Here is a 25,271-nt window from a genome sequence, read left to right as displayed (position 1 = left end):
CCGGCGAAGGCGCGATCGTATTGGGGCCCCTGGAGGTTACCTGGCTGCACGGATGATCAGCTCGGAGATCTTTTCCGGAAAAGACAGCATGGCGACATGACTGGACGGCACCTCGATCGAGGTCGCCCGCGAGCGTTCGACCTGATCCTTCTGGAGCTGCGGCGGAATGATGGCGTCGTTCGTCGCAACCGCCATGAAGGTGGGCTTGTCTCGCCAGGCTGCGCGGATGATAGGGGTCGCGAGAGTTCGCGCATGCAGCCTGCCTTGCACGGCGGCTACGAGCCTTTGCTCGGCGGCCGCCAGGTCCGGGGCGAAATAGCGGGAGATTCCCGCATCGCTGATCCTGAGGAAGCCGTCTTCATCGCGGATATATTCGGCCCGACTTTCTTGCTGCGGATAGCGGGAGGCGATGTGACTCTGGGCTTCTCCGCTGTCTGGAGCATAGGCCGCGACATAAACTAGCGCCCCGACCTTGGGGTCATTGCCGGCTTCTGTGATGACGATCCCGCCATAGGAGTGACCGACCAGGACGATCGGAGCTTCAGCATCGCGGATCGCGCGTCGCGTCGTCGCCACGTCGTTTTCGAGCGATTGCAGCGCGTTCTGGACGGCAATGACCTTCAGGCCTGCCTTTTCAAGCTGCGGAATGACCTTGCGCCAGGACGATCCGTCAGCGAAGGCGCCATGGACGAGCACGACGGACTTGGCCGCCACCTGGGCCGTCGCCATGGTCGAGCTGGCCATGAGCGCGACCGCGCCGGCCGCCAGGGAAAAGATCTGCCGAAACCTGCTCATTTCCGCCTCTCTGGGGTTACCGACGATGTCGGCCGGCCATGTCGATCGGAAGACTAGCACTCGGTCGCGATCACAGCTGTAAAACGGCGTAAAATCGACAGCGGGCGCCAACCCGCCCGAACCTTGGTAGGGTCGATATTGCCGCTCTACGCGTGCGAGGCCGTCTATTCGGAGAGGCGAGCGGCCGCGCTCGGGTCGGGCCAGCCAGGCTCTCCCTCAGATCGGTTGAAGGCTCGCCGCTGCGCGCAGAGGCGTGCGAGATTGCGGGCACCGTCATGCGTCGGCAATCTCGGCATCAAGATGGCTGAGCAGCGATCTCGGAACGATCTTCTGGATCGCCCGTAAGCGATCGTCCCGGCTCGCAGATGACTTCAAGCAGGAACGAATGTGCCATCCCAACTGGCCGGTTTGCTTAGCCAGCATCAGCGATTGATCGAGAAGCGCCTCGCCCGAGGTCTGGTCGCCGAGATGCAGAGCCAGTTCGCCTTTCAGGCGTAGGATCTCGGGCGCGACCCAGAGGCGGCTACCGCGCCTAAGATAGGCAAGCTGCTCGTCGAGCAGCGCATCGGCGGCGTCTGTGCGGCCAGCGGGTATGAGAGCTTCGACAAGGGCGAGAGCGAACGCCGAGTGATGCTGCATGAAGCGTGCACTGCGGAGCTCGTCTACCGCGCGCTGCATGAGAGGCAAGCCGCGCTCGGGCTCGCCCCGCAGCAATTGCAAATGCCCCCGATAGGCCTGCGCATAGATGTGCCAGACCTCGAGGCGGTGCCGTGCCGTTTCCTCGACCAGTTCGTCGATCAGGCGGTCCGCCTGCTCGAAGTCGCCAATCAGCAGCGCGATCGGGCAGGCTGACTGGGCCAGCGTGTAGCAGAGAGAGAGATGGTGACTGAGGGATCGGGCCTCGGCGATGCTGGCGGCGGCCATGTCTGCGGCCGCGCCTGCATAACCCTGCAGCCACAGGACGCGGGACAGCGTCATCAGGGCGGCAATGCGTGGGGCGACCTGATAGCGGGCGATGTGAGAGCGATGACCTGGCGCCGGGTAGCGATCGAGCATCTGTTCGATGTGCTGGCGTGCACCTGGCTGGTCACCCAGGAAATGCAGCGAGGTTCCGATCAATCTGTCGGCGATTGCGAGATCATCGCGATCCGGGGATTGCCCTGCGGCGACCTTGAACTGGAACGCACTATCGAGCGCCGCTTCGAACGCCGCGCTCTTCATATGGCCCGCCCAGAGTCCCCACAGCGACCGTAGTCGATAGTCGTTGTCGTTCAGGCGTTCCGCGAGCTCGTGAGCGAGCTGCCACACATCGCTCGTCCCCCGCGCCGTGCCGGCATTGTACATCAGCGACCAGCCCCGCGCGGTCTGCAGCTTCAGCACGATTCCATCGGTGGGATCGTCTTCATCATCGTGTCGCGCCAGCGCTTCCTCGACGCGCTGGCGACATTCGCTGACCAGCGAAAGACGCAGCCAGAGAGGAATGGCGGCCACGGTCAGCGAGACGCCCGATTTCGGATCACCGTGCGGCGAGAAGGCCCAATTCAACGCCGCCCGCAGATCAGCCAGCAGGCCTAGTTCGTCGGTAGCCCGCGTCGGACCTGCTGGCAGCTCGATCTCGGCGAGCAGATCCAGGCACCATCTTGCGTGCCGCCTGGCGGCCTCGACTGCGCAGGGTGCAGCTGCGAGCTTTTCCCGGGCATAGGCGCGGGTGGTCTCCAGCAAGACGAAGCAAGGGCTTTCCTCGGCCGGAGCCGTACTCAGCAACGACTGCGAGACCAGATCAGCGACACCCTCCGTCACGTCCACGGTACTCAGTTCACCCCAAGCCGCGATTGCCGAGGCGGAATCCAGCGTAAACCGGCTCGAAAACACGGCCAACCGCCTCAAGAGCGTCTGATCGCGCATGCTGAGCAGATTAAAGCTCCAGTCGAGCGTCGCATGGAGCGTCTTTTGTCGCGGCAGAGCCTTACGCTCGCCGCGGGTCAGTACCGCGAACAGATTGTCCAGCACGGCGGCAAGTCCACGAGCACCGAACGCCTCGTATCGTCCAGCTGCGAGTTCCAGCGCCAAGGGGATGCCGTCCAGGCGTCTGCAGATGTCCGCTACGAAGCGGCCATCGTCATCGCGAAGCACCATGCTCCCGCAGCGGGCGCGCACGCGTTCGACGAAGAGTGCGGCAGCGGGATAGGCCAATGCTTCATCCAGGCTGAGCGTCGCTACGACCGGCGGCGCGGCGAGCGGCTGCAATCGATAGACCCACTCGTCGGCGACGCGCAGCGGTTCCCGGCTCGTCGCCAGCACGAAGACATTGGGTGCATGGCGCAGAATGGCCTCGACGATATCGACCACTGGGTCGATGACGTGCTCGCAATTGTCGATGACAAGGAGGCACGTTTCCTCGCCGAGATAGTTCACGATGCTCGATAGGGCATCTTCGCCAGCCAGGACCGCTCCGAGCGCAGACGCGAAGGCACTCGGAACGGCGTGCGCGTCCGAGAGCGAGGCGAGATCGACAAAGACGGTCTTCCCCCAGGCAGGCTTCTCGCCTTCCCGACGCATCTGCGCGATCACAGAGAGGGCCAGTGTCGTCTTGCCGACGCCCCCCGTGCCGACCACGGTAACCAGGCGTCTCTGCTGGATTTGCCTGGCGAGCGTCTGGATCGATCGATCCCGCCCGATGATCCTGCCAGGCCGGGCAGGGGGCAAACCGGGACCGGCCCGATCGTTAGCGAAGTCAGCTGGCGGAACGGCCGGTCTGCGGAGCACCGTTTCAACGAAGCTGTAGCCGCGATTGGGCACGGTCACGATGTATCGCCGGCCACGACGTCCATCGCCGAGGACACGGCGCAATTCGTTGATCTGGACGCGAACGTTGGCTTCCGCCACAAACGTGCTCGGCCAAGCACGGGCAAGAAGGTCGTCCTTGCTCAGGATCTGCCCCGCGGCTTCGACGAGCAGGCAGAGGATGTCCAGGGCGCGACTGCGGATGCCGACCGGCTTGCCGTTCTCGAGCAGGATTCGCCGTGACGGCATGAGCTCGAAAGAGCCGAAAGACAGAACCTCGTCTGATCTGTCGGCCATTGTCATGCGCCTAGCCTCTGGCTCGGGATTGCCGCCCGGCGGCATGCCTGCCGGACCTGCAGGCTTTGACAGGAGGCCCGTTCGTCCGATCGCCGCTTGAATTGCTGTTCGTCACGAAACCCACCGAGTCTGGCCAGCCAACGTGCGCTCGATAACCCGAGCTTTCAGCCGCCGCAGCCGTCCACGACGCTCCCCATTTACCGTTCAAATTCTCAAGGCGGGCACTGCCGCAGTTTTGAATTTTACATCTTTTAACCGCAGCTCCCAGCGCCTCGATGCTAACAGTGCTCAAGGCAATACATAGCGATCGATCCGGTTTGGACCGGACATCAGTCGGTTGCCACGAGAATAGTCGCGCAACTTGGGCTCGACTTCCGAACGCTGCTGGCGAGCGTCTCTCGTCGCGCCCGTGTCGAGTTGCAGGCTGGAAATCGGATCGAGGGAAAGCGGACGCATGCCTCGCACGCTCGATACACTGACGCTGGCGGATGCCAAGCAGATGCTCAAGGCCGGCGAGTCCAAGGCAGCGAGCCTCGGGATTCCCTACAATATTGCGGTGGTGGATGCCGGCGGCGCCCTCATCGCCTTCACACGCCAGGACGGCGCGCTCGCGGGAAGTATCGAGCTCGCGATCGGTAAGGCGAAGACCGCGCGCATGTTCGACAAGACGACGGATTATCTCGCCGCGCTGGCTCAACCCGGGGCGCCGCTGTTCGGGATCGAGCAGAGCAATGGCGGCAATGTCGTGATCTTTGGCGGCGGCCTGCCTGTGAAGGTCGATGACCAGATTGTCGGCGCAGTCGGCACCAGCGCGGGGTCTGTCGATCAGGACATTGCGGTCGCCGAGGCGGCGGCCGCAGCCATCAGCCGGAGCACGGACTCGTAGAGGCCATGCCCGCGGCAACGAACTGTAACGTCTGCTGAGGGAAAGCGTTGTCATGTTCGAACTCACCGTCAACGGGATCAAGCACCAAGTAAATGTCGTCCCGGAGATGCCTTTGCTCTGGGTTCTGCGCGATGAGCTTGGCATCACCAGTCCTAAATATGGCTGCGGAATCGCTCAGTGCGGCGCCTGTACGGTGCAGATCAACGGGGCCGCCGTCCGCTCGTGCCAGGCGCGTATGGCCGATGTCGCCGGCAAGGCGATCACCACCATCGAAGCGGTCGGCAACGGCAAGCTGCACCCGGTGCAGGAGGCCTGGATCGAGCATCAGGTGCCGCAATGCGGTTACTGCCAGACCGGCCAGATCATCCAGGCGATTTCGCTCCTCAAGGCGATTCCGAAGCCGACCGACGAGGACATCAACCAGGTCATGTCGGGGAACCTCTGCCGATGCGGGACCTACGAGCGCATTCGTGTTGCGATCCATGCGGCCGCCGCGAAGATGGGAGGGAACTGACATGGGCGCGATGCCAGGTCTTTCGCGTCGCACCTTCGTCTTCGGCTCCGCCGCGATCGCCGGAGGTGTCGCTTTCGGGCAATACGCGCAAGCGCAACAGGCAGCTTCTTCCGCCGCCGCGATGAATCCGCTGACGGCGGACCTTGGTCCGAACTCGGTGACGTTCAATCCGTGGGTCGAGATCAGTCCGGACAGGATCACGCTCATCGCCCAGCATGCCGATAAGGGCCAGGGCGTCGGCTCCATCCAGCCTCTCATGATCGCCGAGGAGCTGGATGTCGAACCGGGCCAATTCGCGATCCGCTTCGCCGGACCGAGCCCCGCCTATTTCAATACTGGCTTCGCCCACGAGCTTGCGCCGTTCATGGCACCGGACCAGAGCCCCGAAGCCGAGAAGGCCCGTGCGGCCGCGCTGGAATGGCTGAGGAAGGCCGGCCTGCAGATGACTGGCGGCTCCAGCACGATTCCCGATACTTATGACAAGCTTCGCATGGCCGGCGCGGTTGCGCGGGAAACCCTCAAGGCTGCGGCAGCCAGGCGCAGCGGCGTCGCAGCCGCCGACCTGCGCACCGAGGCCGGAAACGTGATCCTGCCGGACGGGACGAAGATCCCCTATGTCGCGCTTTCGGCCGAGGCGGCGAAGATTACGCCGGTTACGATCACCAAGCTCCGCGAGCCATCGCAATGGCGCTTCATCGGCAAGCCGATGGAGCGGCTCGACATCCGCTCGAAAGTCACTGGCGAGATGAAGTTCGGCATCGACCGGACGATGGGCGGCATGGTCTACGCGGCCGTCAAGCTGAACCCCAACAAGGGGCAGCCGATCAAGTCCTACGACGCGAGCAAGGCTCAGTCGATGCCGGGCGTCCAGAAGATCCTCAAGATCTCGAACGGCATCGCGGTGATTGCAACGAACAGCTGGTACGCAATGCAAGCGGCCGAGCGCGTCGACTGCGTCTGGGAGCCGAGCACCTATCCGGCGGAACAGGCTGACCACTGGAAGACTGTGGCCTCGTCCTTCACTCCGCAATTCCTCGCCAAGGAATGGCGCAACGACGGAAATATCGACGCGGGATTGAAAGAGGGGACGCTTCTGGAGGCGGAGTATCGCGCCCCCTATGTCGGTCATCAGCCGCTGGAGCCGCTCAATGGCATCGGCATCGTCACCGACAAGGGGATGGAAATCTGGGCTGGACATCAGACGCCGCAATCGGTGCAGTTTATCGCTGCGACGGCGATTGGCCTGAAGCCGGAGCAGGTGACCTTCCATAACGAGTGGATGGGCGGCAGCTTCGGGCATCGCCTCGAATTCGAGAATATCAGGGTCCTCGCCGAGATCGCGAACCAGATGCGCGGCACGCCGGTGAAGCTCATCTTCTCGCGGGAAGAGGACTTTCTGCAGGACATCCCCCGGCAGATCGCGATGGGCAGGTATCGGGGCAGCGTCAAGGACGGAAAGATCATTGCGGCCGATGTGCAGGTGGCTGCAAATGCGCCTTTCAAGGAGCTCCTGGCAAGGATGGGGTCGCCCTCGAAGGACCCCGACGGTCAGCTGGGCGTCGGAATCTGGAATGTTTACTACGACATTCCAAATTACCGGGCGACAAGCTTCGAAGTGCAAGGATTGTCACCGTGCACGACCTGGCGGGCCGTAGGCGCGTCCGCCAATGGATTCTTCACCGAAAGCTTCATCGACGAGTTGATTCACGCCGCGGGGCTCGACCCGCTGAAGGCGCGCATCGAGATGTGCAGGATTCCAATCTACCGGAAGCTCCTGGAAACCGTCGGCGAGATGGCGGACTGGAAGGGCCCCCTGGGAAGGGGAAAAGGCCGTGGCGTGGCGTTCGTCGAGGCGTTTGGAACGGCCGTCGCCGAGATCGTCGAAGTGACGATGACCGACGCCGGCATCAAGATCGACAAGGTCTGGGTGGCGGCCGATGTCGGCAAGGTCGTGGATCCCGTCAACTTCGAGAATCTCGTCCAGGGCGGCGTCGTCTGGGGCCTTGGCCACGCCATGAACTGCGAACTCACCTATGCCAAGGGGGCCGTGCAGCAGACGAATTACCACCACCACGAAGCCATGCGCATGTACCAATGCCCTGTGATCGAGGTGCGCGGCCTGGAGAACGATTACACGGTCAGGGGCATTGGGGAGCCGCCCGTGCCACCTGCGGCGCCGGCGCTGGCCAATGCCATCTTCGCCGCAACGGGCAAGCGCATCCGAGAGATGCCCTTCAATAAATTCATCGATTTCGTGTGAGGGCGAGCCATGCGAACGACAACCCTGATCGCGCTCGCCTTCGCCAGCTCATCGCTAGTCGCGCTGACGGGTTTTGTACTGGCCAGGGAGGAGTCGAAAGACGCCCTGCCGCCGGGCAGCGTCAGCCGGGCCCAGGGACTGCAGGCCTGGACAAGAATCGAGGCCGTGGTGACGCATCCGCGCTGCGCCAATTGCCATGTCGATGCGAAGGCCGTGCCCATCTGGACGCCGGCCGGCGAAAGCAAGCCCCGCGTGCACGGCATGAACATCCACGGCGGAAAAAGCCGCATCGGAGCGGAAACAGTGCCGTGCTCGACCTGCCACATCACGTCGACATTGCCGAATCCTCCCGCACCGGCGCCCCTGCAGGCCGGAATCGACTGGCAGCTCGCACCTGTGGACTTCATCTGGTTCGGCAAGAGCGGCGCCGAGATCTGCGCCCAGCTCAAGGATCCCAAACGGAATGGCGGCCGCAACGCCGTCGGCCTCCTCGAGCATCTGAGGCATGATGCATCCCTGAGCGGATTCATCCCGAGGGCATGGGAGCCCGGGGCAGGCCGTTCAACTCCACCTGGAACCTTCGAGGATCATGTCAGGGATATGGCCCTGTGGGGAGCCGCCGGGCAGCCCTGTCCGGGCTGAGAGTGCGCCGGCGACTGGGACATCGAGGCTGTTTCCCGGAGGCACTGATGCTGGACAAAGCCTATCGCGGCCAATGTGCCGCCGTGACGGTGCATTGCACGGATGAAGCGCAGCGGCGCAAGCGCGGCCTCACGCTGTTTGCCCTGGCGCTCGGCAGTTTCTGCATCGGGACGTCCGAGTTTGCGAGCATGGGAATCCTTCAGCTGTTCTCGGCTGGCCTCGGCGTCGATATCCCCACGGCGACGAACGCGATCGCGGCCTATGCGTTTGGCGTGGTGATCGGCGCGCCGCTTATGACGCTGGTGGCGGCGCGGCTGAACCGGCGCGCGCTTCTGCTCTGCCTGATGGCTCTGTTCATCATCGGTAACGTCCTGTCGGCGGTCGCCACGGATCTCGGCATGTTCGCCCTGGCGCGCTTCGTCAGCGGCATGCCGCAAGGGGCGTATTTCGGCGCCGGCGCCGTGGTCGCGTCCTATGTGGTCGGCCCCGGGCATGCCGGAAAGGCCTTTGCGCTGGTCATGACCGGGCTGACGGTCGCGACGATCATCGGCTCGCCGCTGGCGACCTTCCTCGGCCAGACCGTGGGATGGCGAAACACCTATTTCAGCGTCGCCGGGGTTGCCGCACTGGCCTTCCTGGCCTTGTGGGCCTGGCTGCCCCGGACCGAGGCGCTTCATGGCGGGCCGGTGGTGCAGGAGCTTGCCTCGCTGCGCAAGCCAGCCGTCTGGGCCATGATGCTCGTCGCGGCGCTTGGTGTAGCCAGCATCTTTGCCGTTTACACCTTCATCGGTCCCTTCGTCACCGATACGGCGGCGCTCGACCAGGCCTGGATTCCGATCGCGCTTGCGCTGTTCGGGGTCGGCATGACCGCCGGCAACCTTATTGGCGGAAGACTGGCGGACAGTCATCCCGCCCGAGGATTGGTCCTGGGCTTCGGCAGCGCTCTGTTCGTGCTGGCGGTGCTGGCCGCCGGCGGCCGCCAGGTCTGGATCCTGATGCCGGCTCTGTTCGGCGTCGGCATGACGATGATGGTCGCCATCCCGACGATCCAGGTTCGCCTGACGGGCCTCGCGCCGGAGGCGCCCACGCTGATGGGCGCCATGAACCTCGCAGCGCTCAACGTCGCCAATGCCATCGGCGCCTGGGCAGGTAGCGCGACGATCGCGGCCGGCTATGGCCTGCTCTCCGCCGTATGGGCGGGCTTCGGGCTGACGCTCCTGGGCCTTTTCGTCTTCGCGCTCACCCAGCCGAAGGCGCCTCGGCTCGCGCCCGCGTGATTGCGATCGGGCTTTCGATCGGCTCGGATGATGTCGCGCGCAAACCTGGTCCCAGGCGGAGGTCACCCTATGGCAATCGGCGATGCTCGGCGGGAGCAGGTCTTTCCGACACTCTCCGTCCTTCAGATCGCGACGGCGCGTCGCTTCGCGAGCGGCGAACCGCACCGCTTCGGCCCTCGTGATGTCGTCTATGAGATCGGCGCCCGCGGCGCTCCCTCCTGGCTGATCCTCGAGGGCTCGGCTGATGCAATCCGGCGCAGCGCGGCCGGCCAGTCATCGCTGGTCACCACCTATGGTCCCGGCCAGTTCACCGGCGAGACCAATCAGCTTTCGGGCCGCCCATCCCTCATGTCGGTCGTGGCGGGTGATGCTGGCGCGGTCGCGATACCATTCGATGCGCCGCATCTGCGTGCGCTCGTCATCGGATCGGCGGATCTCGGTGAGACGATCATGCGTGCCTTCATCCTCCGGCGCGTCATGCTGATCGAGGCGGGGCAGACCGGCGGCGCGGGGTCGATCCTGGTCGGACGCCGGGATCATCCGGGCATCGTCGGCTTGTCGGGATTCCTCACCCGCAACGGCTATCCCCACACCGTTGTCGCCGCCTGCGAGACGGAGGGGCGCGAACTGGTCGAACGGCTCGGCCTCGCCCCCGACGATCTGCCGCTGATGATCTGTCCGAATGGTACGGTGCTCAGAAGTCCGAGCAATGCCGATGCCGCGTCCTGTCTCGGCATCACGCCGGATCTCGACGCGGACAAGGTCTATGACGTGGCGGTCATCGGGGCCGGGCCGGCCGGGCTCGCCACTGCGGTCTATGGCGCATCCGAGGGGTTGTCTGTCCTGGTCCTGGACAGCCGCGCCTTCGGTGGCCAGGCGGGCGCATCCGCCCGGATCGAAAACTATCTCGGCTTTCCGACCGGCATCTCCGGACAGGCGCTCGCAGGACGGGCCTTCAATCAGGCAGCAAAGTTTGGCGCCGAGCTCGCCATTCCGCTGACTGTCGGATTGCTCCGCTGCCACGACGCGGATGCGGAAGCCCCGTTCACCCTCGAGCTGAGCAATGGTGGCACTGCGCGCTCGCGCAGCATCGTGATCGCTTCGGGAGCGCGCTACCGGCAGCCCGCCATCCCCAATATCGAGGAGCTGGAAGGGGCCGGCGTCTCCTACTGGGCATCGCCCGTCGAAGCGCGGCTTTGCGCGGGCCAGGATGTCGTCCTGGTCGGAGGCGGAAACTCGGCAGGCCAGGCCGTGGCCTATCTCGCGCCGCAGGTTCGCCAGCTGCACTTGGTGGTACGGCGGCCCCTCGAGCAGACGATGTCCCGATACCTGATCGATCGGATCGCGGCGCTGCCGAATGTCGAACTGCATATGAGCACCGAGATTGCTCGATTGCACGGCGACCGGGCGACGGGCCTGACCGGAGCGACGCTTCGGGACAACCGGACCGGCGCGGTCCGGGAATGCACCTCGCGCCACCTTTTCCTGTTCATCGGAGCCGATCCCAATACGGACTGGCTCGACGGCTGTGTAGCGCTCGACGGAACAGGCTTCGTCCTCACCGGGGAGCGCGCCGGTGGCGGCGAGCGGCTGCCGCTCGAAACCAGTTGCCCAGGTATCTTTGCTGTCGGAGACGCACGCGCCGGCTCCACCAAGCGGGTCGCTGCCGCCGTGGGCGAAGGCGCCGCCGTCATCGCGCAGCTTCACTCCTTCCTGGCACGGAACGTCGGCCCCGCATTGATCGCGGCGCGGCAAGCTTGATGGGACTGGGTCTCTGCTGAGTGGCGGATTGAAGCGCGCCAATAGCTGACCTTGGATCACTGCCGGGTAGCGGACATTGCTTTGAGGCCGACGGCGCCGAGTGCCACCGGCCTGCAATCTTCAGTCTTGGGAGTTCCTGATCAGCTGCGCCAGCTCGGCTTGAAACTGCTTAGAGTGCTGGATGACGCCTGCCATTGAAAGATCGGTATCCAGGATGATCGGAAGCCCGCGGGAGAGCAGCAAGTGGCCTTCTCCTGTCAAAGACAGTCGCCTCAATCGGGCATCTTCCGGATCGGCAAGGACGGCGACCAGCCGCCGACGGAGGAGTGGCTTGAGGCTCGCGGTGACGGTGGTCCGATCCGCGCCAAGAGCAGCGGCGACCTCGCCGATGGATGGCGGCGCATCCACGTCGAGGCTGCTCAATAGGATGAGTTGCCCGGTGTTAAGGTCGAGATGCTGAAGAGCTGCGTCCGCTCTCCGAGACAGAACCCTGGCGGCACGCAGGATCGAAGCCGTAAGGCCGGTAGAGGCGTCATAGCCTGAGCTTGCGGAGTCTGGCTCATCGCTCACTCCGCCGCTTCCGCAAAGGCGAGCGGTGAAGTTGTGGCACTCGATCGGACGTCGACCTTGTCGGCGGCTGCCGATGCCGGCTTGATCCTGAACCATGCGGCATAAAGCGCCGGCAGGAAAAGCAGGATGAGCACCGTGCCGACCGCCGTGCCGCCGATGAGCGTATAGGCCATCGATCCCCAGAAGACCGAATGGGTCAGTGGGATGAAGGCGAGAACGGCCGCGAGCGCCGTCAGGATGACGGGTCGCGTGCGCTGGACCGTCGCCTCGATGACCGCATGATAGTCGTCCAGGCCCGCGATCTGGTTCTCCTTGATCTGGTCGGTCAGGATCAGCGTGTTGCGCATCAGGATGCCGGCGAGCCCGATGAGGCCCAGGATCGCGTTGAAGCCGAAGGGCTGGTTGAAGACCAAGAGCGTCGGGACCACGCCGATCAGGCCGAGCGGCGCGGTGAACAGCACCATCGTCATCATAGAGAACGATCGCACCTGAAGCATGACGACGATCAGGGTCACGGCGATCATCAGCGGGAAGATCTTGCCGAGAGCATCGTTCGCCTTGGACGCCTCCTCGATCGAGCCGCCCATGTCGATGCGATAACCGGCCGGCAGCGCGGCGATCAGCGGCTGGAGAGCGGCCAGCACCTGCTTGGAGACCTCCGGAGGCTGCGTCGCTTCGTTGATCTCGGAGCGGACGGTGATCGTCGGCATCCGGTCGCGTCGCTTCAGCATCGGCTCCTCGTAACGGATCTCGGAATGCCCGATCTGATCCAGGGGGATCTGCCGGCCGTCCTTGCTCATGAGGGAAAAGTCGGCGAGGCGCGTCGGGTCGAGACGTTCAGCGCCCGCGCTTCGGGCGATGACCGGCACGTTGCGGATGTCTTCCCGGACCTGCGTGACAGGCACCCCGCTCAGCAGGAACTGGAGCTGCTGGCCGACCTGCGCCGGCGACAGGCCAATCAGGTTGAGGCGATCCTGGTCCGGCACAAAGCGCAGCACTGGCGTGCGATTGCCCCAGTCGCGATTCGCTTCCCTGACATCAGGGATGCCGCGCATGACCTGCAGAGCCTGTTCGGAGATCTTGTAGAGCTCAGCCGGGTCGGGGCCGACGATGCGGAACTCGACCGGGAACACCGAAGGCGGCCCGAAGACGAACTGCGTGGCGCGGACATAGGCCTCGGGCGCGAGGCCGTTCGAGATGGCCGCGCGCAGGCGCTGCTTGAGCTCTTCGCGGGCATGCGCGTCGGGCGTCAGCACGACGATCTTGGCGAAGGCTGGATCAGGCAGCTCCGGCGACAGCGCCAGGAAGAAGCGCGGCGCGCCCTGGCCGACATAGCTGGTGACGATCCTGGCTTCCGACTGCTGGTTGAGCCAACGCTCGACCTTTTGGACCGCGGCCGTCGTGGTTTCGATGCTGCTGCCTTCCGGTAGGCGGATTTCGACGAGCACCTCGGGCCGATCCGAGGTGGGGAAGAACTGCTGCTTCAGCCCGCCCATGCCGACGCCGGAGAGAGCAAAGGCGATGCCGACGATCGCGCAGGTCAGGAACTTGTGGTCGACGGCGAAGGTGATCAGCCGCCGCAGGCGCCGGTAATTCGGGGTGTCGTAGATGGCGTGATGGCCGCCGGGGACGGGCTTGATCTCCGGCAGCATCTTGACGCCGAGATAAGGCGTGAAGATCACCGCCACGATCCAGGACACGATCAGCGCGAAGCCGACGACCCAGAAGATGTTGCCGGCGTATTCGCCGGCCGTGGAGGAGGCGAAGCCGACAGGCAGGAAGCCGGCGATGGTAACCAATGTGCCAGAGAGCATCGGCGCCGCGGTATGGCTCCAGGCATAGGCCGCCGCCTTGATGCGATCCATGCCCTCTTCCATCTTCACGACCATGACCTCGATTGCGATGATGGCGTCGTCGACGAGGAGGCCGAGCGCCAGGATCAGCGCGCCCAGCGTGATCCGGTCGAAGAACCGGCCCGTTTCCAGCATGATGAAGAAGACGGCGGCCAGGGTGATGGGGATCGCCGCGGCAACGACGATGCCGACGCGCCAGCCCAGGCTGAGCAGGCTGACGAGCAGCACTACGCCCAGCGCCATCGCGAACTTGATCATGAACTCGTCGACCGACGCAGCGATGTTGACCGCCTGGTCCGTGACCTTTTCGAGCGACATGCCAAGCGGCAGCGTCCGGCCGATTGCGGCGGTCTTATTTTCAAGATCCTTGCCGAGCGCCAGCCCGTTCCAGCCGTCCTGCATCACGGCGGCGAGCATGAGGCTGGGCTCGCCCTGATGCCGGATGACGAAGCTCGCCGGATCCTCGTAGCCGCGGCGGACATCTGCGATGTCGGAGAGCTTCAGCGTCCGGCCTCCCGCAACGATCGGCGTGTCGGCGATGGCCTGGACGCTGTCATAGGCGCCATCGACCCGGATGAAGACGCGCGGGCCTTTGGTATCCACCGAGCCCGCCGGCGTGACCGTGTTCTGCCGCTGGAGGGCGGTGACGATGTCCTGGGCGGAAACGCCGAGTGTCGCGAGCTTCGCATAGGAGAACTCGACGAAGATCTGCTGAGGACGCTCGCCGAGAATGTTGACCTTCTTTACCCCTGGCACGTGCAGGAGATCCTGCCGGATGACCTCGGCCTGCCGGGCCAATTCGCGCATCGGCATGCCCTTCGCCTTCAGCGCGTAGAGCGCGAAGCTCACATCGGAGTATTCGTCGTTGACGAAGGGGCCGAGCACGCCGGGCGGCAGGTTGCGCGCCTCGTCGGCGAGCTTCTTGCGCGCCTGGTAGAACTCCTCCTGGACGCGGGACGGCGGGGTGGAGTCCTTCAGGTTGACCGTGAGATAGGCATAGCCCGGCCGCGTCGTGGTCTCGACACGGTCGTACCAGGCGAGCTCCTGCAGCCGCTTCTCCAGCGGCTCGGCGACGAGGTCCTGCATTTCGCGGGCGGTCGCGCCAGGCCAGACCGAGGTTACGGTCAGCGTCTTGATGGTGAAGCTCGGATCTTCGGCCCGCCCGAGCTTGACGAAGGCGTAGGCGCCGGCAGCAACGAGCAGGATGATCGAGAACAGGGTGACGGCCCGCTCGCGGACGGCGATCGCCGAGAGATTGAAGCTCATCGCGAGGCCGCCTTGATGTTCGAGGTCGCTCGGACCGGCTGGCCTTCGCGCAGGAGATGCGCCCCGAGAGAGACGATCTGGCGCCCGGCCTGCAGTCCCGAGACGACGGCCGTCTCGCTCGTGACGCGAACGAGACGCACGGGTTGGAACGTCACGGCGGAGCCTGCCTCGTCGAGGAGCCAGACGCCGGTCTTCTGTCCGTCGTCGAGAATCGCTCCGAGCGGAACCTCCGTCTCGGTGTCTGTCGCCGTATCGGAGAGGCGGATCGTCACGGTCGCGCCCAGCGGCGCCAGCGCGGCCTCGCTTTCGAGGACATAGCGGGCCTCATAGGTCCGGGTCTGCGGATCGGCCGAGTCGGACAACTGGCGCAAAGTGGCGCGGAAGCTGCGTCCCGCGACGCCGTAGAGTGTCGCCTGGGCGGCGGAGCCGATCAGCGGCCTTATCGTTTCGGGCAAGACCACCAAGGCTTCCCGCGGGCCCGTCTGCGCGAGACGGACGACCACCTGTCCCGCGGCGACGACCTGCCCGGGCTCCGCCAGGGTCTCGACGATGATCCCGTCCGCGTCGGCGACGAGCACGGCATAGTTGAGCTCGTTCTCCGCGACATTGGCCTCGGCCTCCGCGGCGGCGGCCTGGGCCTTGGCGGTGTCGAGCGCAGCCTTCGCCTGCTCGTAGCGCTGAGGGCTGGCGGCGAACCCGTTCTTCACGAGCATCGCGTAGCGCGCCTCGTCGGCCGTCGCCTGCGTCAGCACGGCTCGGGCGGCGATGGCCGCATTGCGCTTGGCGGTGAGCGCCAGCCGCAGATCCGTCTCGTCGACCCGCAGAAGCGGCTGTCCCGCCTTCACGGACTGTCCGACATTGACCAGCCGCTCAACCACCTTGCCCGGAACCCGAAAGCCGAGATTGCTCTGGACGCGTGCCGCGATGACGCCCGTGAAGCGCCTGTCGGCGCCCATGACCGGGCTCGCCGCCGACACGCGGACGATCGGCGGCTCCAATCGGGGATCTACTGCAGCCGAAGGAGCGGGCTTGTGCCCGATCAGCAGAACGGCTCCGCCGATTCCGGCGGCGGCCACGATGCCCCCGACTGCGAGCAGGGCGAACCGGGATTTCCTTGTCATGGCGCTTACCAAATAGATTGCATTCGACATCTATGACTGATATAGAGTTTGAACGCAATCTAATTTTTGGAGCAGAGAATGCGGGTCTCTCGGGAGCAAGCGGCACAGAACAGGGAGCGGGTGATCGAGACGGCGAGCCGGCTCTTTCGCGAGCACGGCTTCGACGGCATCGGTCTCAAGGACCTGATGGCGGGCGCCGGCCTGACGCAGGGCGGCTTCTACAAGCAGTTCGCGTCGAAGGACGAACTGGCCGCATTGGCGTCGCGGCAAGCGATCGCCAGTACGGCCAAGCGCTGGTCGTCGGCCGCCGCTTCTCGGCCGGATGACCCGCTCTCGGCGGTCGCGGAATTCTACCTCAGCCCTGAACATGTCGCGGCACGCGCCGAAGGATGCGCCTTCGTCGCGCTCGCATCCGACGCGGCACGGCAGGGCCCGGAGGTGAAAGCCGAATTCGAGGCTGGCATCCGCGCAAACCTCGACATGATCGCAAGCCTGTCCGCGGAAGCAGATCGTGACGCTCTTCTGGCGAAGGTGTCGATGATGGTCGGAGCCGTGCTGCTGTCGCGGACGGTCAACGACGAGACGCTGGCGCGCCAGATCCTGAACGCGGCTGGCTCCCAGATCGCCGCCCATGCGAAGCCGCCCGGCGGCAAGCAGGAGGGCGTGCAGTGAGTGCCGCGGAAACTGCGCTCGACGGACCGTCGCAGATTTCCCAAACGGGCCTCGACCCATTTCGATCCGAGGCCCGCGAAGTCAGCGGTCCTATCGTCGTGCTTCTCGCCGGTCTGGCCGCCCTAGGTACGCTGGCGACGAACATTATCCTCCCGGCTTTTCCACGCATGGCGGCCGAGCTTGGCCTGACGGGCACTCAGCTCGGGATTCTCCTGAGCAGCTTCTTCCTCACCTTTGCGCTGGGGCAATTGGTTGTCGGCCCGCTCTCGGATCGTTTCGGAAGAAGGGCGCTGGTTCTCGGCGGCCTCGCCACCTTCTTGGCGGGAAGCATGATCGCCGCACAAGCTGACAACCTGTTCTGGCTCGTGCTCGGCCGGGTCGTCCAGGCCATGGGGGCCTGCGCCGCATCCGTGCTCGCCCGCGCCATCGCGCGCGATCTGTTCCAGGGCGAGACGCTCGGGCGGGTGCTGTCCCTCACCATGATCGCCGGCGCCGCCGCGCCCGGGTTCTCGCCGCTTCTCGGCAGCGTCCTCGTCGATCTGTCGGGCTGGCGGGCGAGCTTTCTCTTCGTCTCCCTCTGCGCGGCGGCGCTCGCGCTGCTCTACGTGCGGCGGGTCGGCGAGACCCATCCGTTTGACGCCAGGAGCACGCTCGCGCTCGGCAATGTGGCGACGACCTATCGGTCCCTCCTGGTCGATGGCCGCTTCCTGTTGCCGGCGCTCTCGGTCAGCATGGTGCTGGGCGGCTTGTTCAGCTTTTTTGCCGCGGCGCCCGGCGTCCTGATGGGCCAGCTTGGACTGACGCCGCTTCAAATGGGACTGTCCTTCGCGGCGACAGTGCTGATCGTCTTTGCGGCCGGGCTCCTGGCGCCTCGGCTGGCGCGACGCCATGGCGACCGGACCACCGGCCTTGCGGGGCTGATCATCTTTGCCGCTGGCGCGCTGGCTATGGTCGCGGTCGCGTCGCAGCCATCCTACCTGACCTTCACCGGCGCTCTTTCGATCGTCCTCTTCGGCATGGGGCTGATCAATCCGCTCGGCACGGCGATCGCGCTGCAGCCCTTTGGCCGCCAGGCCGGCTCGGCCTCTGCGCTGCTCGGCTTCCTGCAGATGGGCAGCGCCGCCATCGGTTCGGCGCTGGCAAGCGCGATGCCGTTCTCGCCGTCGGTCTCGCTCGCCATCGTCATGACGGGGGCCTCGGTTGGCGCGCTCGCGGTCTTCTCTCCCGTCTACCGCGAGCGTCCGCGACGCGAAAAGCAGCCTTCCACCATCATCGAAGCGCGGGTCTCGAACGATGCTTAGGGGCATCTATTCGAAAGGTCATCACATGCAGAACGCGAACGGTTCCTCCGCTGGAAGCACCTTGGGCGCCCCCTCGGGGAAATGGGCCCTCGTGACGGGCGCATCGAGCGGCCTCGGCGTCGAATTCGCCGAGCTTCTGGCGGCTCGAAAGGTCAATCTCGTGCTGGCGGCGCGGCGGCGCGAGCCGATGGAGAGGCTCGCCTTCGAGCTTCGCCGGAAGCACGGCGTCGAGATCCATGTCGAGCCGGTCGACCTCTCCGCCCCCGGCGCGGCCGGAGGCTTGAAAGAGAAACTGGACGCCAAGGCGCTGCGGATCGATCTCCTGGTCAACAATGCGGGCTTTGGCCTGCACGGTGACTTTCTCGACACGCCGCTCGCGCGCACCGCCGAGATGATCCAGCTCAACGTGACGGCGCTGACCGAGCTGAGCTACGTCTTCGGGCGGGACATGGCCAGCCGAGGCTCCGGCGAGATGCTTCTCGTCGCCAGTCTGCTGGCCTTCCAGCCGGTTCCCACCTATGCGGCCTATGCCGCGACGAAGTCCTATGTGCTCTCCTTCGGCGAGGCGCTCCACGATGAGTTGCGTCCGCGCGGCGTCGTCGTCACCACGCTCTGCCCCGGCCATACCGAAACCGGGTTCGATGCGGCTGCCGACGCCCGCGTTTCGCCGATGCTGCGCAAGCTGACCATGAAGCCTCGCCCGGTCGCCGAGGCTGGATTGAAGGCGCTGGCTCGGGCCAAGCCATCCGTCATTGCAGGCCTGCTCAACAAGATCGTCGCATTCTCGAACCGCTTCACCACGCGATCGATGCAGCGGGCTTCGATGCGAAAGGTGATGGCGCCATGAGACCGATCTTCCCAGCTTGTCAAAGAGGGCAGATAGCGTCGAGCGGACGAGTTCCGACACTGCCGGAATCACGGTCTGAGAGCTCCTGTCGATGACGCACGCGGAGCCATTCGTTGATGCGCCAGAGGACTAAGCCGCACTCCCGGCAGGGCCGGCGCAGGCCGGCGGCGTTCTGAGGACATGCTGCTCGCGGGCGATCTTGCCCGAGCCGACGATGGCGAGACGGATCGGCGGCATCGGCTCGAGGCTCTCCGTGAATGCAACCTGCGACGCTCAGGCCGCGCCTTTCCACTTCGGCAAGGCGTCGCCATGGGCGGCGATGAGCTCGTCGACCATGCGCCGTGTCTCCTGCAGCGACAGCACGCTCGCCGCATGACGGTCGAGCGCCGCAGCCCGGTGGACGCGCTCGCGATCGCCGTCGAGCGCCGCGCGCACCGTCAGGTCCTGGACGAAGACATGGGGGGCGCAATGCGCCGCCAGCTCCGGCGGCAGCGTGCCGGCATGGCAGGGGCGCAGGCCGTTGCGGTCGACGATGACCGGCACCTCGACGCAGCAGCCTTCGGGCAGGTTGTCGATCAGCCGGGTGTTCTCGACATTGCCGTAGATCACCGTCGGCTCGCCGGTCACCATAGCGCGGATGATCAGTGAGCCGTATTCGTCGCTGCGCTCCAGTGGGAAGGCCTCGCCGGCCAGGAGCTTGCGGCGCGTCTCGGTGTAGCGGCCGAGATTGCGGGTGCTGCGCCGGACATATTCATCGACCGGCACGTCGTATTGCGCGATCTGGTCGTCGCGGCGCAGGAAATACGGGGTGTATTCGGCGTTGTGCTCGCTGGATTCGCTGACGAACCAGCCGAGCGTCCGCATCAGCTCGAAGCGGACCTTGTCCCTGGCGTAGATCTCCGGATCGGCCATCGCCAGGCGCAGAGCCGGATAGGCGTCCTTGCCGTCGACCTGGAGCTTGAGGAACCAGGTCATGTGATTGATGCCGGCGCAGTCATAGCTCAGCCGCGACTGCTCGACGCCAAGATAGCTCGCAAGATCGCGCGCCGTGTGCTGGACATTGTGGCAGAGGCCGACGACGCGCTGCTCTGGAAAGGCCTTGTAGACCGCCCAGGTCAGGATGCTCATCGGGTTGGTGTAGTTCAGCAGCACGGCGTTCGGGCAGAGTTCGCGCATGTCGGCGACGAGGTCGAGCATGAAGGGAATGGTGCGCAGGCCGCGGAAGATGCCGCCGATGCCGACCGTGTCGGCGATCGTCTGCTTCAGCCCGTATTTCCGGGGGATGTCGAAATCGAGCAGCGTCGCCTCGTGCATGCCGATCTGGACCATGTTGATGACGAAGTCGCAGCCTTCGAGCGCGCGCCGCCGGTCGAGATGTTCCTCGACCACCGCATCGGCGCCGAACTGCTTGGCGGTCCAGCGCGCCATCATGCCGCCGGTCTCGAGCCGCTCGGGATCGATGTCGTGCAGCGAGATGACGACGCGGCCGAGCTCGGTGAAGTTCAGGATGTCGGTCAGCAGGTTCTTGACGAAGACGGCGCTGCCCGCGCCCATCATGGCGATCTTGACCACGGTATTGTCCTTCTCGAAACGGTCGAAATTGCTCGGCCTGCGCCCTTGCGCAGGCGGTTACTTGAGGCCGGAGCCGGCGATGCCCTGGACGAAATAGCGCTGGAAGAAGGTGAAGATGATCAGCATCGGCACCAGCGAGAGCAGCGCGATCGCCATGATCATCGACCACTCGGTGTTGAACTGGCCGCGCAGCAGATTGAGGCCGAGCTGCACGGTGTACATCTCGTGCTTCATCATCACGATCAGCGGCAGGGCGAAGTCGTTCCAGCGCCACATGAAGGTGAATATCACCAGGACGGCGATGATCGGCTTCGAGAGCGGCACGACGATCTTGAAGAATATCTTGAGCTCGCTGGCGCCGTCGATGCGAGCCGCCTCGAGCAGTTCGTCGGGGATCGAGACCATGAACTGGCGCACCATGAAGATGCCGAAGGCCTCAGCCGCGCGCGGCAGGATTACGCCCCAGTAATCGCTGAGCAGGCCGAGCTCGGAGACCACCAGGAAGAGCGGCACGATGATGACCTGGAACGGGATCATCAGTGCCGACAGGACCGCCAGGAAGAGGACGTCGCGGCCGGCGAAGCGGAACTTGGCGAAGGCATAGCCGCAGAGCAGGTTGATCGTCACGGTGATGATCACCGCGATCACGGTGATGACCAGCGAGTTCATCGCCCAGTGCAGGAACGGCACGCGCCCGATCGCGTCGGCGAAGTTCTGCCAGACGAAGCTCGACGGGATCAGGCCGGCGGTGCCGCTGAAGACCTCGTCCTTCGGCCGCACCGCGGTCGCGAACATCCAGTAGACCGGGAAGAACATGATTCCGGCGCCCGCGACGAGGAGCAGCCAGATGCCGGTGGTCTCGAGGCGCCCTGTGAGGGCGCTGCGGTTCGTTCCCGCGATCATGAAGGGACCCTCATGCCACGTCCTCGACCCGGCGGTTCACCCGCCATTGCAGCAGGGTGAAGATCAGGATCATCACGAACAGGACCATGCCCATGGCGCTGGCATAGCCCATCTCCGAACCGACGAAGGCGGCCTGGTAGATGTACTGGACGATCATCGTCGTCGAGAAGCCGGGGCCGCCGCCGGTCATGACATAGATCAGGTCGAAGACCTGGAAGGAGTGGATCACGCCGAGGATCAGAAGCAGGAAGGTCGCCGGCCGCAACAACGGCCAGGTGACGAAGCGGAATTGCTGCCAGCGGCTGGCGCCGTCCATCTGCGCGGCATCGTAATAGGTCGGCGAGATCGACTGCAGGGCAGCGAGATAGACCACCATGCAGAAGCCGACCCGGACCCAGAGCGAGGTGACGATCAGGGAAAACAGCGCCCAGCGCGGCGAGGACAGCCAGGCGACCGGCCCGATCCCGACTTGCTGCAGCAGCGTGTTGATGACGCCGTAATTGTCGTTGAAGAGCCAGGCCGCGATCACGGCCGTGGCAACGTTCGAGATCACCACGGGCAGGAAGAAGACGCTGCGCAGGATGGTGCGGCCGAAGAGGTCGCGGTTGAGAGCGAGCGCCAGCACCAGGCCGATGGCCAGACTCATCGGGACCGTGGCGATGGAGTAGACTGCCGTGTTGCTCAGTGATTGCCAGAACAGCCCGTCGTGGGCGAGGCGAGCATAGTTCTCCAGCCCGACATAGCGCGGCGTATCGATCAGGCTCCATTCCCGCAGGCTGATGTAGAACGCATAGAGCAGCGGGAAGAAGACGAAGACCGAGAACAGCGCCATGTTCGGGGCGATGAACAGATAGGGCGTCAGCTGGTTGCGCCTGGCTTGCAGCCAGTAGCGCCGCGCATCGGTCGCCGAAGGCCGGCCGACCGCCGGCCCCCTCAGGTTTTCTGCGATCGCCATCACCGCCGCCATCAGACTAGCAGCGTGGAACGCACGTGCTTCTCGATGTTGGCGACGGTCGCAGTCGGTGACTGGCCGGAGGTGAAGGCGAGCTCGAGCTCGTCGGCCAGCTTGGCGTTGAAGCGGTCCCAGGTCGGCAGGACGATGGTGCTGACGAGGTGCTCGGGCACGGTTGCCGACTGCTCGAGGAAGACCTTCATCTCCTCGTTGCGGATGTCGTAGATGAGGCCCTTCTCCTTCAGCGATTTGCGCACCGGCAGGAACTGCGCCTTGGTGACGAATTCGCGCATCGCCTCCTCCGCGACCATGAACTTGACGAAATCGGCCGCGACGTCCGGGCTCTTGCTGTCACGCGAGACCGCCAGGGCATTGCCACCGAGATCGGCCGCCATCGCCACATCGCGCGGCAGATAGGTGACGCCCCATTTGAACTTGGCCTGCTCCTGGATGAAGGGGATCTGCCAGTCGCCATGCAGCAGCATGGCGATCTTGCCGGTGGCGAACAGGTTCTGCACCGGCTCGGAGCTCTTCAACGAGGTGTTGGGCGGGACGAGCGCGTCCTTGAACCAGCTCTGGGTCCAGGCGACGGTCTCGGCCGCCTCCTTCGTGTTGATCTGCGGGCCCTTGAGCTCGTCGTCGAGCAACTGGCCGCCATGCTGGTAGAGATACATCAGCCAGCGATAGGCGTTCGAATTCTGCCAGTTCATCGCGAAGGCGTAGTTCAGCCCTGCCTTCTCCTTGGCCAGCTTGGCGGCGCTGATGAACTCCTGCCAGGTCCAGCTCTTGTCGAGGCTTTTCGGCGCCTCGATGCCGCACTTCTCGAGGATCTCGGCGTTGTAGAACAGCGCGAAGGTGTCGGTGTGATGGGGGAGGGCATGCGGCTTGCCCTTGATCGTCGAGGCACGCCAGACCGAGGGCAGGAAGTCCTGGCCGAAGCCGGCGTCGAGATATTGCGACAGATCGATCGCAGCGCCGCTCTGCCCGTAGCGGCCGATGCGCTGATACTGGGCGCGGAAGATGTCCGGCGCCTGCTTGCCGGCGAAGCGGGTGTCGAGCTGCTGATAGTACTGGCCGCTCGGAACGACCTCCAGCTTGATGGCGACGTTGGGATTGCGGGCCTTGTACCGCTCGATCTGCGCGTTGAAGGCGGCGATCTCGGCGGGCGAGCCCCAGGAGGTCATGGTCAGCGAGGCGGCCTTCTGGGCGTTCGCTGCACCAAAGTACATACCGGTTCCGGCGCCAATGCCGGCGCACAGGCTGGTCTTCAGGAAACTGCGCTTGGTGATGGTCACCATTGTTTCGATCTCCCTGGGTCTTTTTTGTCGTTGAGACGTGGTGGGCTTGGTCAGACTCCTTCCCCGTCTGAGACGGTGCGGACGCCGCCGCAGGATTCGCGCACCAGCAGGCGCACCGGCAGCACCTGCTCGCGCGGCAGCTCGGCCTCGCCCTCCAGCCGGCCGATCACTGCCTCGACGGCGAGCCGACCGATATCGGCGCGGGAATAGTCGACCGTGGTCAGCTCCGGCGTGACGAAGCCGCCGAGCGCGATGCCGTCGAAGCCGACCACCGCCATCTCCGCCGGCACGCTGACGCCATGCTTGCGCAGCGCGTGCAGCGCGCCGACCGCCATCTGGTCGCTGTAGACGAAGACGGCGCTCGGGCGTTCGTTCTGCGCCAGCAGCTCTTCCATCGCCGAGAAGCCGCCGGCGAGGCTCGGCTCCGCCATCGCGACGAGCCGCGGGTCCGCGGCTATACCGGCCTCCTCGAGCGCCCGTGCATAGCCGTCGGAGCGTTCGCGGCGCTTCAGCAGCCGCTGCGAGGCGCTGCCGATATGGGCGATGCGGCGATGGCCGAGATCGATCAGATGCCGGGTCGCGACATAGCCGCCGGTTTCCAGATCGACGCGTACCGCCTGGAGTGCCGGGTCGGGACTGTGGTGCTGCATGACCACGATCGGCATGCCGTTCTCGGCGAGCTTCTTCAGGTCGGCGGCGAGATCGGCCGGGGGCGCCGCGACGATGACGCCATCGGCGACGCCGCCCGAGAGTAGCGCATAGGCCCGCCGATGCACCTCGTCGAACTTCGCCGACATGATGTTGAGCGAATAGCCGCGCTCGAGGGCTGCGGCATGGGCGGCGCCGATGATCTCGGCATTGTAGAAGCTGTCCAGCGTATAGAGCAGCAGCGCGATGACGTTGGTGCGCCAGCGCCGCAGCGAGCGCGCAGCATGGCTCGGCTGATAGCTCAACCGGGCGGCGGCATCGGCAACGCGAGCCCGCGTTTCGGCCGAGATGCCGAGCTCTCCACCGCGATCATTGAGAACGAGAGAAACTGTGGCCCGCGAGACGCCGGCGAGCTTGGCGACTTCCGCGCTGGTGACGCGGCGACTGACTCGGTCGAGTGGAGGTGCGCGCTTCACCAAGCGTTTCCTGCCCAAAAATTCAACCTAACACGATTTAGGAGAAAGCTAAGTGCGAATGTGCCCTCCTGTCAAGGCGGCGGGATGCGCGCTCCCGCTGCTGCGGAGAATTCCAAGGTTTGAAACACTCGCCCGATGCGCGATCAAATCGGTCGAAATTCGGTCCCGATCGGAGCCCGCATCGCCGGTAACAGCCGCCCACCTTCGGGCTGACGTCAGCGATCTCTACGCCTTCTATCAGGTTCCGCAGAACCCAAAGCCGCTGCCGATCGTCATGCTGCATGGCGCTTTTCAATCGGCGCGGAGCTGGGAGACGATCTCCGACGGGCGCGAGGGCTTCCAGACCCTCTTCCTGCGCCGCGGTTTCCCGGTCCATCTCGTCGATCACGCCATGAACCTGGAACACCGACTTCGCGATATCCAACCGATCGTGATTGCCTGACCCATGCTCTCCTCCATCTCTGCGAGAGCTTGAGCTCCCGCGGGGCTGGAGAGCGTCCACAGTATCAGAACCGGACATTGGCTCGATGCGCGAATGGCGGCATTGCGCAACGGCCGAGTTCGATCGCTCAGCAG

At 65.1% G+C, this 25,271-nt stretch carries 20 protein-coding genes and 1 pseudogene; 10 read left to right on the top strand and 11 right to left on the bottom strand.

Features of this window, described 5'->3' with window-relative positions:
• Positions 1-36 precede the first annotated feature (36 nt).
• From ACQKLX_RS08060 to ACQKLX_RS08050, 3 genes are all read right to left on the bottom strand, one after another.
• Positions 37-906 (bottom strand): alpha/beta fold hydrolase, encoded by an 870-nt coding sequence (locus ACQKLX_RS08060; protein ID WP_427361051.1) that lies wholly within the window; start codon positions 904-906, stop codon positions 37-39.
• Between the two features lie 162 nt (positions 907-1,068).
• Positions 1,069-3,882 carry an ATP-binding protein gene (locus ACQKLX_RS08055; RefSeq protein WP_427361050.1) on the bottom strand — a complete coding sequence of 938 codons (2,814 nt, stop codon included), beginning with the start codon at positions 3,880-3,882 and terminating at the stop codon, positions 1,069-1,071.
• Positions 3,883-4,164: 282 nt separating this feature from the next.
• Positions 4,165-4,332, bottom strand: coding sequence for a hypothetical protein (locus tag ACQKLX_RS08050; protein ID WP_427361140.1), 168 nt, complete (start codon positions 4,330-4,332; stop codon positions 4,165-4,167).
• On the opposite strand from ACQKLX_RS08050, the gene ACQKLX_RS08045 reads away from it, so the two are divergent.
• From ACQKLX_RS08045 to ACQKLX_RS08020, 6 genes are all read left to right on the top strand, one after another.
• Positions 4,331-4,762, top strand: a complete 432-nt coding sequence (locus ACQKLX_RS08045) for a GlcG/HbpS family heme-binding protein (protein ID WP_427361136.1) — start codon at positions 4,331-4,333, stop codon at positions 4,760-4,762. The genes ACQKLX_RS08050 and ACQKLX_RS08045 overlap by 2 nt on opposite strands.
• A gap of 52 nt (positions 4,763-4,814) precedes the next feature.
• Positions 4,815-5,276: a (2Fe-2S)-binding protein gene (locus ACQKLX_RS08040; RefSeq protein ID WP_326876568.1), complete on the top strand. Its 462-nt coding sequence runs from the start codon at positions 4,815-4,817 to the stop codon at positions 5,274-5,276.
• A 1-nt stretch (position 5,277) separates the two neighbouring features.
• Positions 5,278-7,536, top strand: a complete 2,259-nt coding sequence (locus ACQKLX_RS08035; protein WP_427361049.1) for a xanthine dehydrogenase family protein molybdopterin-binding subunit — start codon at positions 5,278-5,280, stop codon at positions 7,534-7,536.
• Positions 7,537-7,545: 9 nt separating this feature from the next.
• On the top strand, positions 7,546-8,178 hold the full coding sequence (locus ACQKLX_RS08030) for a hypothetical protein (RefSeq protein ID WP_427361048.1): 633 nt from the start codon (positions 7,546-7,548) through the stop codon (positions 8,176-8,178).
• Between the two features lie 47 nt (positions 8,179-8,225).
• Complete coding sequence (locus ACQKLX_RS08025) at positions 8,226-9,455, top strand: MFS transporter (RefSeq protein WP_427361135.1); 1,230 nt, start codon at positions 8,226-8,228, stop codon at positions 9,453-9,455.
• A gap of 69 nt (positions 9,456-9,524) precedes the next feature.
• The gene (locus tag ACQKLX_RS08020) at positions 9,525-11,216 is read left to right on the top strand and encodes an FAD-dependent oxidoreductase (RefSeq protein WP_427361047.1); all 1,692 of its coding nucleotides are present in this window, start codon (positions 9,525-9,527) and stop codon (positions 11,214-11,216) included.
• A 120-nt stretch (positions 11,217-11,336) separates the two neighbouring features.
• Here the strand turns inward: ACQKLX_RS08020 and ACQKLX_RS08015 are convergent, their stop codons facing one another.
• The 3 genes from ACQKLX_RS08015 to ACQKLX_RS08005 form a co-directional block, all read right to left on the bottom strand.
• A complete protein-coding gene (locus tag ACQKLX_RS08015; protein WP_427361046.1) occupies positions 11,337-11,639 on the bottom strand; it encodes a hypothetical protein in 303 nt (100 codons plus the stop codon).
• Positions 11,640-11,782: 143 nt separating this feature from the next.
• The gene (locus ACQKLX_RS08010; RefSeq protein WP_427361045.1) at positions 11,783-14,905 is read right to left on the bottom strand and encodes an efflux RND transporter permease subunit; all 3,123 of its coding nucleotides are present in this window, start codon (positions 14,903-14,905) and stop codon (positions 11,783-11,785) included.
• Complete coding sequence (locus tag ACQKLX_RS08005; protein ID WP_427361044.1) at positions 14,902-16,026, bottom strand: efflux RND transporter periplasmic adaptor subunit; 1,125 nt, start codon at positions 16,024-16,026, stop codon at positions 14,902-14,904. The genes ACQKLX_RS08010 and ACQKLX_RS08005 overlap by 4 nt, the downstream gene beginning before the upstream one ends.
• Before the next feature lie 78 nt (positions 16,027-16,104).
• Between ACQKLX_RS08005 and ACQKLX_RS08000 the strand changes: the two genes are divergently transcribed.
• The 3 genes from ACQKLX_RS08000 to ACQKLX_RS07990 are packed head-to-tail and all read left to right on the top strand — an operon-like array spanning position 16,105 to position 18,846.
• A complete protein-coding gene (locus tag ACQKLX_RS08000) occupies positions 16,105-16,698 on the top strand; it encodes a TetR/AcrR family transcriptional regulator (RefSeq protein ID WP_427361043.1) in 594 nt (197 codons plus the stop codon).
• Positions 16,695-17,999 carry a multidrug effflux MFS transporter gene (locus ACQKLX_RS07995; RefSeq protein WP_427361042.1) on the top strand — a complete coding sequence of 435 codons (1,305 nt, stop codon included), beginning with the start codon at positions 16,695-16,697 and terminating at the stop codon, positions 17,997-17,999. The genes ACQKLX_RS08000 and ACQKLX_RS07995 overlap by 4 nt, the downstream gene beginning before the upstream one ends.
• 25 nt (positions 18,000-18,024) lie before the next feature.
• The gene (locus ACQKLX_RS07990; RefSeq protein WP_427361041.1) at positions 18,025-18,846 is read left to right on the top strand and encodes an SDR family NAD(P)-dependent oxidoreductase; all 822 of its coding nucleotides are present in this window, start codon (positions 18,025-18,027) and stop codon (positions 18,844-18,846) included.
• 273 nt (positions 18,847-19,119) lie between these two features.
• Here the strand turns inward: ACQKLX_RS07990 and melA are convergent, their stop codons facing one another.
• From melA to ACQKLX_RS07965, 5 genes are read right to left on the bottom strand one after another with little or no spacing between them, the layout of a single operon-like run.
• Positions 19,120-20,418 (bottom strand): alpha-glucosidase/alpha-galactosidase, encoded by a 1,299-nt coding sequence (gene melA, locus ACQKLX_RS07985; RefSeq protein WP_427361040.1) that lies wholly within the window; start codon positions 20,416-20,418, stop codon positions 19,120-19,122.
• Between the two features lie 57 nt (positions 20,419-20,475).
• Positions 20,476-21,321 carry a carbohydrate ABC transporter permease gene (locus ACQKLX_RS07980; protein WP_427361039.1) on the bottom strand — a complete coding sequence of 282 codons (846 nt, stop codon included), beginning with the start codon at positions 21,319-21,321 and terminating at the stop codon, positions 20,476-20,478.
• Positions 21,322-21,331: 10 nt separating this feature from the next.
• Positions 21,332-22,276: a carbohydrate ABC transporter permease gene (locus ACQKLX_RS07975; RefSeq protein ID WP_427361038.1), complete on the bottom strand. Its 945-nt coding sequence runs from the start codon at positions 22,274-22,276 to the stop codon at positions 21,332-21,334.
• 11 nt (positions 22,277-22,287) lie between these two features.
• Complete coding sequence (locus ACQKLX_RS07970; protein WP_427361037.1) at positions 22,288-23,571, bottom strand: ABC transporter substrate-binding protein; 1,284 nt, start codon at positions 23,569-23,571, stop codon at positions 22,288-22,290.
• A gap of 50 nt (positions 23,572-23,621) precedes the next feature.
• Positions 23,622-24,695, bottom strand: a complete 1,074-nt coding sequence (locus ACQKLX_RS07965; protein WP_427361036.1) for a LacI family DNA-binding transcriptional regulator — start codon at positions 24,693-24,695, stop codon at positions 23,622-23,624.
• Positions 24,696-24,918: 223 nt separating this feature from the next.
• Here ACQKLX_RS07965 and ACQKLX_RS07960 point away from each other — a divergent pair.
• Positions 24,919-25,080: pseudogene (locus ACQKLX_RS07960) on the top strand (alpha/beta hydrolase); the annotation flags it as partial.
• Positions 25,081-25,271: the final 191 nt, after the last annotated feature.

This window comes from Allobosea sp. NPDC003192 (genome assembly GCF_050275675.1).
GTDB lineage: Bacteria > Pseudomonadota > Alphaproteobacteria > Rhizobiales > Beijerinckiaceae > Allobosea.
This window is presented reverse-complemented; position numbering and strand designations above follow the sequence as displayed.